Genomic DNA, 16,037 nt, shown 5'->3' with positions numbered 1-16,037 from the left:
GCCATACGTTCCCCGGGTCCCCGGTACGTTCAGGCGCCTCCCGTGACCGCTGGCAGGTGACGGCCGGACGGGGCCGCGGGCTAGACTCGGCGCCCTTCCCTGCCCTCCGGATCGCCGCCATGACCCAGTGGTTCTTCCATACCCCGAACGACAACCAGCGCCACGGTCCCCTGGACGAGGCGGCGGCGCAGGCCTTCGCCCAGCGGACGCCCGGCGCGCTGACCTGGCGCGAGGGCATGCGGGAATGGAAACCGGCGCGCGAACTGCCCGAGCTGGCCGGCGCCGCCACCCCGCCGTCGCACCTGCCGCCGCTGCCCGGTGCCGGTGGCCGTCGTGGCGCGGACGAGATCGATTTCCGCATCGTCGGCCATGAGATGCAGTTCGTCGAAGTGGAACTGGACCCCGGCGAGAGCGCCATCGCCGAGGCCGGCGCGCTCATGTTCAAGGACAGCGCCGTGCAGATGGATACCGTGTTCGGCGACGGCTCGCACAGCGGCCAGGGCGGCGGCTTCATGGACAAGCTGCTCTCCGCCGGCAAACGCGTGCTGACCGGCGAGAGCCTGTTCACCACGATGTATACCCACACCGGCCAGGGCAAGGCCAAGGTCGCGTTCGCCGCGCCCTACCCCGGCACCGTGCTGGCGATGAAGCTGGACGAGCACGGCGGCCGCCTGATCTGCCAGAAGGACAGCTTCCTGGCCGGCGCGCGCGGCGTGTCGGTGGGCATCCATTTCCAGCGCAAGATCCTCACCGGCCTGTTCGGCGGCGAGGGGTTCATCATGCAGAAACTCGAGGGCGACGGCTGGGTGTTCGTGCATGCAGGCGGCTGCGTGGTCGAGCGCGAACTCAAGCCCGGCGAACGCATCGACGTGGATACCGGCTGCGTGGTGGCCTACCACGCCAGCGTCAACATGGACGTGCGCCCGGTCAGCGGCATCAAGAGCATGTTCTTCGGCGGTGAAGGCGTCTTCCTCGCCACCCTGACCGGCCCCGGCAAGGTGTGGCTGCAGTCGCTGCCGTTCTCGCGCCTGGCCGGGCGCATGCTGCAGGCCGCGCCGCAGGGCGGTGGCCAGGCCCGCGGCGAAGGCTCGGTGCTCGGCGGGCTGGGCCGCATCCTCGACGGCGACAACAGTTTCTGAGGACGCGACGGCGGTTGGCCTTCATTGCGGCGGCGCACGCTATGCTCCGCCGCTGATCGCCACCCCACCCTGCCCTGCCCCATGCGCCTGATCCCGCGTCCCCTGCTGCTCGCCGCCTGCGTCACCCTGCTCGCCGCGTGCGGCGGCGACAACGTCAAGCCCACGCCGCCGCCGGCGGTGGTGAAGCCGGCGCTGCCGGCGCCGAAGCTCAAGGTGGGCATCGCACTCGGTGGTGGCGCGGCGAAGGGCTTCGCCCACATCGGCGTGATCAAGATGCTGGAAGCCAACGGCATCGAGCCGGTGGTCGTGTCCGGCACCAGCGCCGGCAGCGTGGTCGGCGCGCTCTACGCCAGCGGCATGGACCCGTTCCAGATGCAGACCCAGGCCTTCGCGCTGGACGAAGCGAAGATCCGCGACGTGCGCCTGTTCTCCGGCGGCCTGGTGCAGGGCCAGAAGCTGCAGGACTACGTCAACGACCTGGTCGGCAAGCGCACCATCCAGCAATTGAAGAAGCCGTTCGCCGCGGTGTCCACGCAGCTGGAGAACGGCGAGCGCACGGTGTTCGTGCGCGGCAACACGGGCCAGGCGGTGCGCGCGTCGAGCAGCATCCCCGGCGTGTTCGAACCGGTGGTGATCGGCAAGGCCAGCTACGTCGATGGCGGCGTGGTGAGCCCGGTGCCGGTGGATGCGGCGCGCCAGCTGGGCGCGGACTTCGTCATCGCCGTGGACATCTCCACCAAGGCGCCGGGCACGAAGCCGGGCAGCATGCTCGGCATCGTCAACCAGTCCATCAGCATCATGGGCCAGCGCCTGGGCGAGCAGGAACTGGCGCGTGCCGACATCGTCATCCGGCCCAAGGTCAACGACATCGGCCCGGCCGATTTCGAACAGAAGAACACCGCGATCCTCGAGGGCGAACGCGCCGCGCTGGCGGCGATGCCGCAGATCAAGGCGAAGCTGGCCGAACTGCAGCGCACCCGCAACGCCGCGCACGCGGCCCGCCACGCGCAGCCGAAGCCCGATCCACGCTGCCTGGAAGAGCCCTCGCGGCTGGGCCGCCTGTTCGGCCGCGACGTGAAGTGCGACGCCGCCGGCCAACCGGTCAAGCCGTAAGCCCGCGGGTCAGCCGGTCACGCGACGCAGGTTGTCCCGCGCCCGCGCCTCCAGCACGTCGTGGAACTGCGGCGTGCTGTAGATTGCCGGCCGGTCCAGGAAGCCCTTCAATATCTCGCGCCGCTTACGCCGGAACAGGAAGCCCGGCACGTACGCGTACTCCTGGCGGATCTGCTGCTCGTACTCGTCGAACCGCGCGCGTTCCGCGCCAAGGATGGACAGGTCGATGTCGACCAACAGCTGTTCGTCGCGGCCCACGGGCACCGCGGTATGCCGCGTCGCCATCACCAGGTCGTGCACATGCTGCGCGGACTCGCCCGGAACACCGGCTGCAAGCAACGCATCGCGCGCCCAATCGGCGCTGCGCTGCTCGTTGTCATGGCCCTTGATGTCGTAGATCGCGTCGTGGAACCACAACGCGAGTTCGACTTCGTCCGGATGCTCGGCCAGCGCGCGCGCGCCGTCGAACGCCGACAGGCATTCACCGAGGTGTTGCTGCGTGTGGTAATGGCGCTGCGGCTCCGCGTACGCCACCATCAACTGCGCGAACAACGCGGCGCCCTCGCCCACCGCGCCGATGCCGGTCCATGCGCGTTGCCAGGAGGGGGTGAAAAGGTCCATGGCGCAGTCTAGGACGAAAGAGATGCAAGCGCCGGCGAGTACAGGTGTGGGAGCGACGTAAGTCGCGATGACGGCACCGCGGCGGTTCATCGCGACTTACGTCGCTCCCACATCCATGTTCTGTGCGATCACCCCGCCGATGGCAACCCCTGCCCGCCCACCGGCACCGTTTCGATGTGGCGGTCGAAGCCTGCGATCAGCGGTCGTGCTTTCGCGATCGCCTGCTGCACCGACGGCAGCGACAACGACGCCTTGTGGCTCGCCGCATCGGTCCAGACTTCGGTGATCCAGATCGCGTCGGCATCGGCCGGATCCTGCGCGATGATGTAGCTCAGGCAGCCGGGCATGTCCTCCGTGCCTTCCAGCAGGATCGCCAGTAGCGCGTCGCGCTGGCCCGGGGTGGCGCGCATCTTGCCGATCAGTCCGTACATGGCGGGTCCTCGTGGAAGCTGCGCGCGTTGTAGCACGCGTCGCGGACAGCCGATGTCCTCGTCAGGCTTTCGGCAGCGGCAGGCCGCCGTCGGTCTTGACCGCGCGCAACACGAAGCTGGAGTTCACGTCCGCCACGCCGCTGGCATTGAGCAGGTTGTCGAGCAGGAAGCGGGAGAAGTGCTCCAGGTCCTGCACCACGACGTGCAGCAGGTAGTCCATGTCGCCGGTCAGGGCATAGCAGGCGATCACTTCGTCCCAGGCCTGCACGCGGTCGCCGAACTGCTGGACGCTGGCCGGGTCGTGCCGCTCCAACTGCACGCGCACGAAGGCCTGCAGGCCCAGGCCCACCGCCTTGGGATCGACCCGCGCGGCGTAGCCGGCGATCACGCCGGTCGCCTCCAGCCGCTGGATGCGGCGCAGGCAGGCCGACGGCGACAGGTTCACCTGCGCGGCGATGTCGGCGTTGGTGGCCCGGCCTTCGCGCTGCAGCAAGGCCAGCAGGCGCAGGTCGGTGCGGTCGAGGGCGATGGCTTCGGTCATTTCGTGCGTATCGTAACGTATTCATGAAATTTCATTGCGCCATCCGTCGGAGCAGGCGCAATTTCGCAAGCCTGTTGCGCGGTTCTGCGGCTAGGATCGTCGGATCAGCCTGTTTTCCCGGGGAGTCCCATGAACGAGCCGCGCCGCGTCGAGCACCAGCAGACCGACAAGGGCTACGTGCCGGTCTACACCACCGCCGTAATCGACCAGCCGGCCGATTACCCGGCGGACGACCACGCCACCTGGGGCACCCTGTACGAACGCCAGCGCGCCCTGCTCGTGGGCCGCGCCTGCGACGAATTCCTGCAGGCGCAGGACGCCATGGGCATGAGCCCGGATCGCATCCCCCGGTTCGACGAACTGAACGAGGTGCTGGCCGCCACGACCGGCTGGCGCCTGGTCGGCGTGGAAGGCCTGCTGCCGGAGCTGGAGTTCTTCGATCATCTGGCCAACCGCCGCTTCCCGGTGACCTGGTGGATCCGCCGTCCGGACCAGATCGATTACATCGCCGAACCGGACCTCTTCCACGACCTGTTCGGCCACGTGCCGCTGCTGATGAACCCGGTGTTCGCCGACTACATGGAGGCGTACGGCAAGGGCGGCGTGAAGGCGCACGGGATCGGCCCGGACGCGCTGCAGCACCTGACCCGCCTGTACTGGTACACGGTGGAGTTCGGCCTGATCGACACGAAGGACGGCCTGCGCATCTACGGCGCCGGCATCGTGTCCTCGAAGGGCGAGTCGCTGTATTCGCTGGAATCGGATGCGCCCAACCGGATCGGCTTCGACCTGGAGCGGATCATGCGCACGCGCTACCGCATCGACACGTTCCAGAAGACCTACTTCGTCATCGACAGCTTCGAGCAGTTGATGAAGGCCACTGCGCCGGACTTCACCCCGATCTATGCGCGGCTGGATGCGCAGGACGCGGTTCCGGCCGGCGACGTGCACGACGGCGACCGCGTGTTCCACCGCGGCACGGGCGAAGGTTGGGCGGACGGCGGGGACGTCTGACCCGCGCCGTACAATCGCGGGCATCCCCCATTCCCTGGATGCCCGATGCGCCGACGCCTGCTCCCGCTGTTCGCCCTTTGTGCACTGCTGTCCGTCTCCAGCGCCGCGTTCGCCCGCAACTGCGCGATCACGGTCGAAGCCACGGACATGATGACCTTCAACCTGAAGACCATCCGCGTGCCGGGCGATTGCGCCCAGCTGCGGGTGACGCTGAAGCACGTGGGCCGCATGCCGGCACAGGCGATGGGGCACAACTGGGTGCTGACGGAAACGCGCCACCACCGCGACGTGGGCCTGGCGGGCGGACGCATGAAACTCGCCGACGACTACCTGCCGCGCAACGACGCCCGGGTGATCGCGCACACGCCGGTCATCGGCGGCGGCCAGACCACCGAGGTCGTGTTCCCGACCGCGCGGCTGCGCAAGGGTGGGGCGTACACGTTCTTCTGCTCGTTCCCGGGCCACTGGAACATGATGAAGGGCACGCTGGTCTTCGAATGACCGCGTAGGTTGATGGTCTCCGTCAACGCATCGCGGAAATCTTTCCGCCGACGCGCCGCCATCGCCCGTCGATAACAGGGCCCTCCGGTAGCATAGTGATCACGCGCCGGGCCTGCGCCGCGGCGCGCCTCGTTCACAGCTGACGGCACGCCATGAATACCGACTTCCGCACCTCGCTCCCGGGCACCACGCTCGACTATTTCGACGCGCGCGCCGCGGTCGACGCCCTGCAGCCCGGCGCCTGGGCCACGCTGCCGTACACCGCCCGCGTGCATGCGGAGAACATCGTGCGCCGCGCCGAACCCGCGCGTCGCGACGATTACCTGCGCCAGCTGACCGAGCGTCGCCGCGACCTGGATTTCCCGTGGTTCCCGGTGCGCGTGGTCTGCCACGACATCCTCGGGCAGACGGCGCTGGTGGACCTGGCCGGCCTGCGCGACGCGATCGCCGACATGGGCGGCGACCCGGCGCAGGTGAACCCTGTGGTGCCGGTGCAGCTGATCGTCGACCACTCGCTGGCGGTGGAATGCGGCGGCTACGACCCGGACGCATTCGCGAAGAACCGCGCCATCGAGGATCGTCGCAACGAAGACCGGTTCCACTTCATCGACTGGACCAAGCTCGCGTTCCGCAACGTGGACGTGATCCCGCCGGGCAACGGGATCATGCACCAGATCAATCTGGAGAAGATGTCGCCGGTCGTGTACGTGCAGGACGGCGTCGCCTTCCCCGACACCTGCGTCGGCACCGACAGCCACACGCCGCATGTCGACGCGCTGGGCGTGATCGCCGTCGGCGTGGGCGGCCTGGAAGCGGAGAACGTCATGCTCGGCCGCGCCTCGTGGATGCGCACGCCGGACATCGTCGGTGTGGAGCTGCACGGCAAGCCGGCTGCCGGCATCACCGCGACCGACGTGGTGCTGGCGCTGACCGAATTCCTGCGCAAGGAAAAGGTGGTCGGCGCCTATCTGGAGTTCCGGGGCGAAGGCGCCGCGGCGCTGACCATCGGCGACCGCGCGACGATCTCCAACATGGCGCCCGAGTACGGCGCGACCGCAGCGATGTTCTTCATCGACGACAACACCCTGGACTACCTGCGCCTGACCGGCCGCAGCGACGAGCAGGTGGCGCTGGTCGAGACCTACGCGAAGACCGCGGGGTTGTGGGCGGACGACCTGCAGACCGCGCAGTACGAACGCACGCTGCAGTTCGACCTGTCCACCGTGGTGCGCAACATGGCCGGCCCGTCCAATCCGCACAAGCGCCTGCCGACCAGCGCGCTGGCCGAGCGTGGCATCGCCGATGCCGCCAAGCTGGAAGCGGGCAGGGGAGAGGAAGCGCAAGGCCTGATGCCCGATGGCGCGGTGATCATCGCCGCCATCACCTCGTGCACCAACACGTCCAACCCGCGCAACGTGATCGCCGCCGCATTGCTGGCACGCAATGCGAATGCAAAGGGGTTGGTGCGCAAGCCGTGGGTGAAGAGCTCGCTCGCACCCGGCTCCAAGGCTGTGCAGCTGTACCTGGAGGAATCCGGCCTGCTGCCGGATCTGGAGCAGCTGGGCTTCGGCATCGTTGCCTTCGCCTGCACCACCTGCAACGGCATGAGCGGCGCGCTGGATCCGGCGATCCAGCAGGAGATCATCGACCGCGACCTGTACGCGACCGCCGTGCTGTCGGGCAACCGCAACTTCGACGGTCGCATCCATCCGTACGCGAAGCAGGCGTTCCTGGCCTCGCCGCCGCTGGTGATCGCCTACGCCATCGCCGGCACCGTACGCTTCGACATCGAGAAGGACGCCCTAGGTTTCGATGCCGACGGAAACGCGGTCACGCTGAAGGACATCTGGCCCAGCGATGCGGAGATCGACGCGGTGGTGAAGGCCAGCGTGAAGCCGGCGCAGTTCCGCAAGGTGTACGAGCCGATGTTCAACGTGCGCGTCGAGCACGGCGGCAAGGTCGATCCGCTGTACGCCTGGCGCCCGCAGAGCACCTACATCCGCCGCCCGCCGTACTGGGAAGGCGCACTGGCCGGCGCGCGCACGCTGCGCGGCATGCGCCCGCTCGCGGTGCTGGGCGACAACATCACCACCGACCACCTGTCGCCGTCGAACGCGATCCTCGCCTCGAGCGCGGCGGGCGAGTACCTGGCGAAGATGGGCCTGCCGGAGGAGGACTTCAATTCCTACGCGACGCACCGCGGCGACCACCTCACCGCGCAGCGCGCGACCTTCGCCAACCCGCAGCTGCTCAACGAGATGGCGGTGGTTGACGGTGAAGTGAAGAAGGGCTCGTTGGCGCGCATCGAGCCGGATGGGCAGGTGGTGCGCATGTGGGAAGCTATCGAGACCTACATGGACCGCAAGCAGCCGCTGGTCATCATCGCCGGCGCCGACTACGGCCAGGGCAGTTCGCGCGACTGGGCGGCGAAGGGCGTGCGCCTGGCGGGCGTGGAAGTGATCGTGGCCGAGGGCTTCGAACGCATCCACCGCACCAACCTGATCGGCATGGGCGTGCTGCCGCTGGAGTTCAAGGCCGGCGAAACCCGCAAGACCTACGGCATCGACGGCACCGAGACCTTCGACGTGGTCGGCGAGCGCCGGCCGCGCGCGGACCTGACGCTTGTGATCCACCGCGCCGGCGGCGAGACCGTGGAGGTCCCGGTGACCTGCCGGCTGGATTCGGACGAGGAAGTCTCGATCTACGAGGCGGGCGGGGTGCTGCAGCGGTTCGCCCAGGATTTCCTGGACGCGTCGAAAGCGGCCTGACCCGTTCGTCGTATCGGTACACCCACCGCACAGGAGTCCGATCATGTCCGAGAACACCACCCCCGGTACCGTCCGCCTGCACCGCGTGCTGCGCGCCCCGCCCGAGCGCGTCTACCGCGCGTTCCTCGATCCGGACGCGATGGTGAAGTGGCTGCCGCCGCACGGCTTCACCGGCAAGGTCCACACAATGGACGCGCGCGTGGGCGGCGGTTACACGATGTCGTTCACCAACTTCGGCACCGGGTCCAGCCATTCGTTCGGCGGCACCTATGTGGAGCTGGTCGAGAATGAGTTACTGCGCTACACCGACCAGTTCGACAACCCGGGCCTGCCCGGCCAGATGCACGTGACGGTGACGCTGAAGAAAAGCATCGCCGGCACCGAACTCAACGTCGTGCAGGAAGGCATCCCCGCGGCGATCCCGGTCGACTTCTGCTACCAAGGCTGGCAGGAATCGCTGGAGATGTTGGCGAAGTTGGTGGAGCCGGAGATTCCGGACGAGGCGTGAGGTACCGAAGTGAAACTGGGACGCGTCCAGATTGAGGAGGAGCAGGTCTGGTGGCCGGGCTACGGCAATCGCCTGCTCTTCATCCTGCGGCCATCGCGCGAGGTCTGCGACGCGATCGCAGGATCGATGCGGCGCGCGCGGCTTGGATCCCTGCTCGTCCCGGGCTGGCCGCCGGAATGCTGGCACCAGTCTGTCAGTGATCGGTATGCGGACAAACCTTGGATCCGGGAACGGCTGATTGCCGCGGGCGATCAGGTGAGGGCATCCGGTTTCGACCTCGAGCTGGATCAGGCGCGCGCTCGAGCCCATGCCGAAATCCGTGCACGCGGCCGTTGGGTGGGCTTGGAAAGACTGATCGACACGATAGGTGTGGCCACCCTGGCACAGGGCCTGCCGCGAGGCGGAAACCACTCGCCTCATATCACGCTTGACTACGGCTACGAGGGCCCGGATATCTCGTCGCATCCGCTGTTGACCGTACCTTGGCGGATCGAAGCCTTCGAACTCGTCGCAGGTGGCGGAAGACCCTACCGCTACAACACGCTGGCGCGCTGGCAGCTTGATCCAGCGCCGGCCCGTGTCGTGCAGACCGACCTTTTCTCTTAATTCTCAAACGACCCCCGCCATGACCCATCGTCCCCAGATCCGCATCCCCGCCACCTACATGCGCGGCGGCACGTCGAAAGGCGTGTTCTTCCGCCTGCAGGACCTGCCCGAGCGGGCGCGGGTGCCGGGCCCGGCGCGCGACGCGCTGCTGTGCCGCGTGATCGGTTCGCCCGATCCGTACGGCAAGCACACCGACGGCATGGGCGGGGCGACGTCGAGCACCAGCAAGGTGGTGATCATTTCGCCCAGTGCGCAGCCCGGGCATGACGTGGATTACCTGTACGGCCAGGTGCCGATCAACGAGGCCTTCATCGATTGGAGCGGCAACTGCGGCAACCTGTCGTCGGCGGTCGGGCCGTTCGCGATCGCGAACAGGATGATCGATCCCGCGCGCGTACCGCGCGACGGCGTGTGCACCGTGCGCATCTGGCAGGCCAACATCCAGAAGACCATCGTCGCCCATGTGCAGGTGACGAACGGCGAAGTGCAGGAAACAGGCGACTTCGAACTGGACGGCGTGACGTTCCCGGCAGCGGAAGTGCAACTGGAGTTCATCGATCCGGCCGACGAAGGCGATGGCGACGGTGGCGGCGCGATGTTCCCCACCGGGAATCTCGTCGACGACCTCGAGGTGCCCGGTGTGGGCGTGTTCGAGGCCACGATGATCAATGCGGGCGTACCGGTGGTCTTCGTCGAGGCCGCGGCGCTGGGCTACGACGGCACCGAGCTGCAGGGCGCGATCAACGAAGACAAGGACGCGCTGGCGAAGCTGGAAGCGATCCGCGCGCACGGCGCGGTGCGCATGGGCCTGGTCGACAGCGCGGACGCCGCGGCGAAGCGTCCGCTGACGCCGAAGGTCGCCTTCGTCGCGCCGCCCAAGGATTACGTGTCGTCGAGCGGCAAGCCGGTGCACGCGGCGGATGTCGGCCTGCTCGCGCGAGCGATCTCGATGGGCAAGCTGCACCACGCGATGATGGGCACCGCGTCGGTCGCCATCGCCACCGCGGCGGCCGTGCCGGGCACCGTGGTCAACGCGGCAGCGGGCGGCGGCACGCGCGACGTGCTGGTGTTTGGGCATCCGTCGGGCACGCTGCGCGTCGGTGCCGATGTCGGCCAGGTCGACGGCACCTGGGTGGTCACCAAGGCGGTGATGAGCCGCAGCGCGCGCGTGCTGATGGAAGGTACGGTGCGTATCCCCGGCGACGCATTCTGACCTGCCGGAAGTCACCACTTTCACCGGAACCATTGCCTCGGCCGCGCCCACGCGACAGCATGGGCGCATGTGGACGGCCCTGACCCGACTTCGCGAACCCATGACGCTCGCCGGCGTATTTACGATCGGCGCGGTATCCCTAGGCTTGCGTTTCCTGCCGGCGGACGTGCTGCCGGCCGCCGCCGCCGCGCTGGGCGCGTACGCACTGGGATTCCTCCTGTTCGCACTGGCGCCGGATACCTGGGAACGGCCGCGACGGGTCGCCCTGGTGGCGATGGCCTCGCTCGCCCTGCTGCTGGCCTGGCTGACGCCGCGCGTGGGCACCGCGCAGGTGCTGCTGGTGGTCTGGGTGGCGTGCGCGGTCAACGTGCTGTCGCCGCGCTGGGCCATCGCGGCCGCGCTGGTGTTGAATGCGGCGTTCTATGCGTTGATGGTGCACCACGAATTCGGCGCCCCGGGCACGATGACGCTGATCAACATGGGCTTCCAGGCGCTCGCCGGCCTGTGCGTGCACTACGCACGCCGCGCGGAGGATTCCCGTGACGCGCTGGCCCGCGTCAATGCCGACCTGCTGGCCACGCGCGCCTTGCTGGCCGACAGCGCGCGCGATGCCGAACGGCTGCGCGTGGCGCGCGAACTGCACGACGTGGCCGGGCACAAGCTCACTGCGATGAAGCTCAACCTGCGGGCGCTGGCCAGCGACCCGGCGTTGGCGGGGCGCGAGGAAGTGCGCATCGCGCAGCAACTCTCTACTGAGCTGTTGGACGACATCCGCAGCGTGGTGCAGGCCATGCGCGATTCGCGCGGGCTGGACCTGCAGACCGCGATCCGCGCCCTGGCCGCGCCGTTGCCGCGTCCCGCGCTGGACCTGCACATCGCCGACGGCGTGAAGATCGGCGATCCCGTGGTCGCGGAGTCGCTGCTGCGCATCGTGCAGGAATGTTTGACCAACGCGGCGCGCCACGCGAACGCGGACACGCTGACGGTTTCACTGACGAACGAGGACGCGGGCATGCACCTGCACATCGAAGACGACGGCAGGCTCAAAGGCCGCATACACGAGGGCAACGGCCTGTCGGGCATCCGCGAACGCGTGGCGGCCCTCGGCGGCGACCTGCGCCTGGGCAGCAGCGCCACCGGCGGACTGCGCGTGGACGTGAGGCTGCCCGCATGAGCGTGCGGGTCGCCCTGGCCGACGACCAGGCCCTGGTGCGCGCCGGCCTGCGTGCGTTGTTGAAGGCACAGCAGGTGGACGTGGTGTTCGAGGCCGACGACGGCGCGGACCTGCTCGCCAAGCTGGAGGCGCAAGCGGTGGACGTGGTGCTGAGCGACATCCGCATGCCGGGCGTGGACGGCATCGATGCGCTCATCCGCCTGCGCGAACGCGGCGACCGCACGCCGGTGCTGCTGTTGACCACGTTCGACGACAGCGACCTGCTGCTGCGGGCGACGGAAGCCGGCGCACAGGGCTTCCTGCTGAAGGACGCGGCGCCTGAAGATCTGCACGATGCGATCCGCCGCGTCGCCGGCGGCGAGACGCTGCTGCAGCCGGTCAGTACCGATCCGGTGCGCGCGCGCTACCGTTTCCACGACGAAGGCGCCCCAACGGATACCTTCAGCGAACGCGAGGTGGCGATCCTGCGGCTGCTGGCCGGCGGCTACTCCAACAAGGAAATCGCGCGCACGCTGTTTCTGGCCGAGGGCACGGTGAAGAACTACGTCTCCACCATCCTCGACAAGCTGGGCACGCGCGACCGCACGCGCGCCGTGCTGAAGGCGATCACGCTGCGGATCATTTGAACGGCGCCAACCCTGTTTCCTGTGGGAGCGACGTCAGTCGCGATGCTTTTCTACTGAGCGCCGATCGCGACTGACGTCGCTCCCACACCCGGCATCACATGCGCGTCAGAACACCCACACCATCGCCGCGCCCGCAGCGAGCGCGGTGAGCAGGCCTGCCGACACGCGCAGGCCGTACGCCGCACCGCCGCTGACCCAAGCGATGACGGACTTGGCGATCAGGCTGGCCGACAGCAGGGCCAGCATCCACCAGCGTGCTTCGGCCGCTTCCAGGCCGCCGCGTGCGAACTGGTTGGCCAGCGTGGCCACCGCCGCATGCAGCTCTGCCGCCGCCGACAATGCGGCGGCCGCCATCGCCCCGCGTGGACCGATCCACGCCGCCAGCGCTGCCGCAACGAAGGTCAGCACCGCGACCAGCAGCGCGAAGCCCAGCGCCTGGCCAAAGCGGAACATGCGGCTCTCCGAAGTCGGTGGCTTCACCGCATCGTCATCCCCGCGGCGCAGGCCGAACAGCCCACCCGCCAGCAGCACCGCACCGATCGCGCACAGCTCCGGCAACAGGTCGCGCACCAGCGGCGGCGACACCGCCCACAGGATGGGCACGCACAAGGTCAGCGAGGCGAGGTTGGAGAGCAGCGCCGCGGCCACGGCCGAGCGCAGTAAGGCCGGCGTCTCCTTCGCCCGCTGGCCGAAGCCGATCGTCGCCGCGGTGGACGACACGTAGCCGGCGAAGAATCCCGCGACCGCCAGGCCCCAGCGGTTGCCGACCACGCGCAGCACCACGTGGCCCAGCGCGCTCACGGCCATCACCAGCACGACCAGCTTCCAGATGGTCGCCAGGTTGATCGCTTCGTACGGGCCGATGGCGCGGTCGGGCAGGAGCGGCAGGATCACCAGCGCGGACGCCAGCAGCAGCAGGCCGTCGAAGACTTCGCGCTCGCTGAGCGTCTCGCGGGTCAGTTCGTGCAACGGCTGCTTGGCGTAGAGCAACACGGCGACCACCACGGCCAAGCCGGTCGCCAGTCCGGGCTGGCGCATCGCCAGCGCACCCAGCAGGAAGGTCAGGACCAGGGTGACTTCGCTGGTCAGGCCCGGGTCGTCCTGGTGGGTCGCCCGGTACGCCATCGCGGCCAGTACGCCGGTGATGCCCAGGGCGACCAGCACGACGGGCAGACCCAGCCACGCGGCGATCGCCGCCGCCAGCGCCACCAGCGCGTGGGTGCGCAGGCCGGCGATCCGGTGGCCGCGACCCGGGCTGCGCTCGCGCACCAGGCCGACCAGCAGGCCCAGACCCAGCGCCGAGGACAGGGCCAGCCAGGTCTGCGGGGTCGCTTCGTCCATCCCATCCTTCCTCGTTCAGGTCCGCGAGCATAACGAATGGTCTTGCATTGGTCTCGTCAACCCGGACAATGCGCGCCACCTTCGCCGTGGACCCCATCATGCCCGCTCCCGCTCCGTCCGCCGTCTCGCTGAGCCGCTACCTGATCGAAGAACAGCGCGCCGGCCGCATCAGCGCCGACCTGCGCCAGCTGATCGCCGTGGTCGCTCGCGCCTGCACCAGCATCTCCATCGCAGTCAGCAAGGGCGCGTTGGGCGGTGTGCTGGGCGACGCCGGCACCGGCAACGTGCAGGGCGAGGCGCAGAAGAAGCTGGACGTGCTGAGCAACGACATCCTGCTGGAGGCCAACGCCTGGGGCGGCCATCTGGCGGCGTGCGCCTCGGAAGAAATGGACCACAGCCAACCGATTCCGGACGCCTATCCCCGCGGCGGCTTCCTGCTGCTGTTCGATCCGCTGGACGGCAGCTCGAACATCGACGTCAACGTCTCCGTCGGCACCATCTTCTCGGTACTGCGAAGCCCCGATGGCGTCACCACGCCGGGCGACGAGCACTTCCTCCAGCCCGGCCGCGACCAGGTCGCCGCCGGCTACTGCATCTACGGGCCCAGCACGATGCTGGTGCTGACCACCGGCAACGGCACGCACGCGTTCACCCTGGACCGCGAGCAGGGCGCGTTCGTGATGACCCAGCGCGACATGCGCATTCCCGAGGAAACGAAGGAATTCGCCATCAACATGTCGAACCAGCGCCACTGGGAAGCGCCGATGCAGGGCTACGTCGACGACCTGCTCGCCGGCCGGGAAGGTCCCCGCGGCAAGGACTTCAACATGCGCTGGATCGCCAGCATGGTGGCGGACGTGCACCGCATCCTGACCCGCGGCGGCATCTTCATCTATCCGTGGGACCGCAAGGACCCGGGCAAGGCCGGCAAGCTGCGCCTGATGTACGAGGCCAACCCGATGGGCATGCTGGTCGAACAGGCTGGCGGCGCCGCCAGCACCGGCCGCGAGGACATCCTGTCGCTGCGCCCGACCCAGCTGCATCAGCGCGTGCCGGTGTTCCTGGGCTCGAAGCGGGAAGTCGAGGCCGCGGTCGGCTACCACCGCGCGCACGATACGGCGGCGGCGTGAGCGGACGCGACTAGAATCAGGCTGCAGCGGAGCGTCCTCTCCGCCGGGAGCAACGAGTGAAGCGACTGCAGATGCGATGCGCGATCCTCCTGCTGGCCTGTCTGCCGGGCATGGCCGGCGCGCAAGCAGCGGCCGAGACCGACGAAGCGAAATTCATCCGTCTGACGCGTCATCTGGAACGGTTTCCGCTGGATCCGGACGCGAAGCCGATGCGCGCTTGGCTGCTGCAATGGGCCGTCGAGACACCGGACCTCGTGGTGACGGCGTGCGATTTCCTCGAGCCCAAGCTGGAGATGGACTCGTACTACGGGGGCATGCTCTTCGTGCAGATCCTCTACGGCAACGCTGCCTGGCAGATCGCCCATCCCGGGCAGCGCACGGATCCCGTCGCTCCCCAGATCGCGGGCGTACGCAGCGCACTGAAAGCCTATGCCGAAATCAGCATGGACCGTCAGGACGCACAGATCCCGGCGTTCGATGCGCTGGCGCTGGCGGAGCAGCGCGGCACGCTGGAGACGACACTGGCGCCGCGCATCCTGCAGGCGTGCGGCAAGGGCGCCTCGGCGAGCGGCGACACTTCCATCTGATGCCGAGCATGCCCGCATGAACACCGACTTCATCGAGGTCTATCACGACGCGCTGGACGCGGCGACGTGCCGCGCCATCGTGGAACGCTTCGATGCCAGCCGACAGGACCAACCGGGGCAGGTCGGCGGGGGACACCATCCCGACCTCAAGCACAGCCGCGACATCAGCATCAGCGGACTGGCCGATTGGCGCGACGTGGAACAGCGCCTCAACCTCGCCGTACTCGCCGGCCTGAAGCAGTACCTGCGCACGTATCCCTTCAGCCTGATCGCACCGCTGATGCTGCAACAGCCGGGTGCCGACGGGCAGCTGCATCGCCTGGGTTACGAGGACGTCGCCAGCATGGACGACGATGCGCTGATGCGGTTGATCATGGCCGTGTTCGTGCCGGGCCGGATCAACCTGCAGCGCTATCCCGCCGGCGAGGGCGGTTATCCGTATTGGCACTGCGAGCTGTTCCCGAAGGGTCCCGATGCGGAGTCGCTGCACCGCCACGTGCTGTGGACGCTCTACCTCAACGATGGGTTCGAGGAAGGGGAAACCGAGTTCTTCCACCAGCAGCGCAAGATCGTGCCGCGCCCCGGCAGCCTGCTGATCGCACCCACCGCCTTCACCCACACGCACCGCGGCAACCGCCCAGTGGGCGGCGACAAGTACATCGCGACCAGCTGGATCCTGTTCCAGCGCGCGGAGCGGCTGTACGGCGCTCGCTGACGCGGTGGC

The 16,037-nt window shown here is 68.5% G+C and carries 17 protein-coding genes; 13 read left to right on the top strand and 4 right to left on the bottom strand.

The features are described 5' to 3' along the window. The first annotated feature begins 119 nt into the window (after positions 1-119). Entirely contained in the window at positions 120-1,139 is a 1,020-nt protein-coding gene (locus tag BLT45_RS00975; RefSeq protein ID WP_093294004.1) for a TIGR00266 family protein, read from the top strand. Between the two features lie 81 nt (positions 1,140-1,220). Continuing rightward, positions 1,221-2,252, top strand: a complete 1,032-nt coding sequence (locus BLT45_RS00970) for a patatin-like phospholipase family protein (protein ID WP_093294002.1) — start codon at positions 1,221-1,223, stop codon at positions 2,250-2,252. A gap of 9 nt (positions 2,253-2,261) precedes the next feature. On the opposite strand, the gene BLT45_RS00965 is transcribed toward BLT45_RS00970, so the two are convergent. The 3 genes from BLT45_RS00965 to BLT45_RS00955 all read right to left on the bottom strand — a co-directional run bounded on the left by BLT45_RS00965 (position 2,262) and on the right by BLT45_RS00955 (position 3,845). Next, positions 2,262-2,873, bottom strand: coding sequence for an HD domain-containing protein (locus tag BLT45_RS00965; protein WP_093293999.1), 612 nt, complete (start codon positions 2,871-2,873; stop codon positions 2,262-2,264). A gap of 128 nt (positions 2,874-3,001) precedes the next feature. Beyond that, positions 3,002-3,304, bottom strand: a complete 303-nt coding sequence (locus BLT45_RS00960) for a putative quinol monooxygenase (RefSeq protein WP_093293996.1) — start codon at positions 3,302-3,304, stop codon at positions 3,002-3,004. Positions 3,305-3,365: 61 nt separating this feature from the next. Then, positions 3,366-3,845: an Lrp/AsnC family transcriptional regulator gene (locus BLT45_RS00955; protein WP_093293994.1), complete on the bottom strand. Its 480-nt coding sequence runs from the start codon at positions 3,843-3,845 to the stop codon at positions 3,366-3,368. 129 nt (positions 3,846-3,974) lie between these two features. Between BLT45_RS00955 and phhA the strand changes: the two genes are divergently transcribed. The 8 genes from phhA to BLT45_RS00915 all read left to right on the top strand — a co-directional run bounded on the left by phhA (position 3,975) and on the right by BLT45_RS00915 (position 12,255). Next, positions 3,975-4,859: a phenylalanine 4-monooxygenase gene (gene phhA / locus BLT45_RS00950; RefSeq protein WP_093293992.1), complete on the top strand. Its 885-nt coding sequence runs from the start codon at positions 3,975-3,977 to the stop codon at positions 4,857-4,859. Positions 4,860-4,904: 45 nt separating this feature from the next. After that, complete coding sequence (gene azu / locus BLT45_RS00945) at positions 4,905-5,360, top strand: azurin (protein WP_093293990.1); 456 nt, start codon at positions 4,905-4,907, stop codon at positions 5,358-5,360. Positions 5,361-5,512: 152 nt separating this feature from the next. Beyond that, positions 5,513-8,128 (top strand): Fe/S-dependent 2-methylisocitrate dehydratase AcnD, encoded by a 2,616-nt coding sequence (gene acnD / locus BLT45_RS00940; protein ID WP_093293988.1) that lies wholly within the window; start codon positions 5,513-5,515, stop codon positions 8,126-8,128. A 43-nt stretch (positions 8,129-8,171) separates the two neighbouring features. Then, positions 8,172-8,636, top strand: a complete 465-nt coding sequence (locus BLT45_RS00935) for an SRPBCC family protein (RefSeq protein WP_093293986.1) — start codon at positions 8,172-8,174, stop codon at positions 8,634-8,636. A 9-nt stretch (positions 8,637-8,645) separates the two neighbouring features. Then, entirely contained in the window at positions 8,646-9,242 is a 597-nt protein-coding gene (locus BLT45_RS00930) for a hypothetical protein (RefSeq protein ID WP_093293984.1), read from the top strand. Between the two features lie 19 nt (positions 9,243-9,261). Beyond that, positions 9,262-10,455, top strand: coding sequence for a 2-methylaconitate cis-trans isomerase PrpF (prpF, locus tag BLT45_RS00925; protein ID WP_093293982.1), 1,194 nt, complete (start codon positions 9,262-9,264; stop codon positions 10,453-10,455). Positions 10,456-10,522: 67 nt separating this feature from the next. Next, a complete protein-coding gene (locus BLT45_RS00920; RefSeq protein WP_093293980.1) occupies positions 10,523-11,629 on the top strand; it encodes a sensor histidine kinase in 1,107 nt (368 codons plus the stop codon). After that, on the top strand, positions 11,626-12,255 hold the full coding sequence (locus BLT45_RS00915; protein WP_093293978.1) for a response regulator transcription factor: 630 nt from the start codon (positions 11,626-11,628) through the stop codon (positions 12,253-12,255). Before BLT45_RS00920 ends, BLT45_RS00915 begins: the two co-directional genes overlap by 4 nt. 105 nt (positions 12,256-12,360) lie before the next feature. Here BLT45_RS00915 and BLT45_RS00910 read toward each other — a convergent pair whose 3' ends face one another. Continuing rightward, the gene (locus tag BLT45_RS00910; protein WP_093293976.1) at positions 12,361-13,596 is read right to left on the bottom strand and encodes an MgtC/SapB family protein; all 1,236 of its coding nucleotides are present in this window, start codon (positions 13,594-13,596) and stop codon (positions 12,361-12,363) included. Between the two features lie 98 nt (positions 13,597-13,694). Here BLT45_RS00910 and BLT45_RS00905 point away from each other — a divergent pair, with 98 nt between their 5' ends. Genes BLT45_RS00905 through BLT45_RS00895 form a run of 3 tightly spaced genes read left to right on the top strand, consistent with a single transcriptional unit; the run spans position 13,695 to position 16,028 of the window. Further along, positions 13,695-14,726 (top strand): class 1 fructose-bisphosphatase, encoded by a 1,032-nt coding sequence (locus tag BLT45_RS00905; RefSeq protein WP_093298323.1) that lies wholly within the window; start codon positions 13,695-13,697, stop codon positions 14,724-14,726. Positions 14,727-14,782: 56 nt separating this feature from the next. Next, positions 14,783-15,313 carry a hypothetical protein gene (locus tag BLT45_RS00900; protein ID WP_139187843.1) on the top strand — a complete coding sequence of 177 codons (531 nt, stop codon included), beginning with the start codon at positions 14,783-14,785 and terminating at the stop codon, positions 15,311-15,313. 16 nt (positions 15,314-15,329) lie between these two features. Then, the gene (locus BLT45_RS00895; protein WP_093293972.1) at positions 15,330-16,028 is read left to right on the top strand and encodes a 2OG-Fe(II) oxygenase; all 699 of its coding nucleotides are present in this window, start codon (positions 15,330-15,332) and stop codon (positions 16,026-16,028) included. Positions 16,029-16,037: the final 9 nt, after the last annotated feature.

The organism is Pseudoxanthomonas sp. CF385 (assembly GCF_900104255.1).
GTDB lineage: Bacteria > Pseudomonadota > Gammaproteobacteria > Xanthomonadales > Xanthomonadaceae > Pseudoxanthomonas_A.
Note: the sequence above shows the minus strand (reverse complement) of the source record. Positions and strands in the feature narration are given on the sequence as shown.

Coding starts and splice junctions, on each gene's coding strand:
- BLT45_RS00975 (WP_093294004.1), top strand. CDS start 120: ATGACCCAGTGGTTCTTCCATACCCCGAACGACAACCAGCGCCACGGT.
- BLT45_RS00970 (WP_093294002.1), top strand. CDS start 1,221: ATGCGCCTGATCCCGCGTCCCCTGCTGCTCGCCGCCTGCGTCACCCTG.
- BLT45_RS00965 (WP_093293999.1), bottom strand. CDS start 2,873: ATGGACCTTTTCACCCCCTCCTGGCAACGCGCATGGACCGGCATCGGC.
- BLT45_RS00960 (WP_093293996.1), bottom strand. CDS start 3,304: ATGTACGGACTGATCGGCAAGATGCGCGCCACCCCGGGCCAGCGCGAC.
- BLT45_RS00955 (WP_093293994.1), bottom strand. CDS start 3,845: ATGACCGAAGCCATCGCCCTCGACCGCACCGACCTGCGCCTGCTGGCC.
- phhA (WP_093293992.1), top strand. CDS start 3,975: ATGAACGAGCCGCGCCGCGTCGAGCACCAGCAGACCGACAAGGGCTAC.
- azu (WP_093293990.1), top strand. CDS start 4,905: ATGCGCCGACGCCTGCTCCCGCTGTTCGCCCTTTGTGCACTGCTGTCC.
- acnD (WP_093293988.1), top strand. CDS start 5,513: ATGAATACCGACTTCCGCACCTCGCTCCCGGGCACCACGCTCGACTAT.
- BLT45_RS00935 (WP_093293986.1), top strand. CDS start 8,172: ATGTCCGAGAACACCACCCCCGGTACCGTCCGCCTGCACCGCGTGCTG.
- prpF (WP_093293982.1), top strand. CDS start 9,262: ATGACCCATCGTCCCCAGATCCGCATCCCCGCCACCTACATGCGCGGC.
- BLT45_RS00920 (WP_093293980.1), top strand. CDS start 10,523: ATGTGGACGGCCCTGACCCGACTTCGCGAACCCATGACGCTCGCCGGC.
- BLT45_RS00915 (WP_093293978.1), top strand. CDS start 11,626: ATGAGCGTGCGGGTCGCCCTGGCCGACGACCAGGCCCTGGTGCGCGCC.
- BLT45_RS00910 (WP_093293976.1), bottom strand. CDS start 13,596: ATGGACGAAGCGACCCCGCAGACCTGGCTGGCCCTGTCCTCGGCGCTG.
- BLT45_RS00905 (WP_093298323.1), top strand. CDS start 13,695: ATGCCCGCTCCCGCTCCGTCCGCCGTCTCGCTGAGCCGCTACCTGATC.
- BLT45_RS00895 (WP_093293972.1), top strand. CDS start 15,330: ATGAACACCGACTTCATCGAGGTCTATCACGACGCGCTGGACGCGGCG.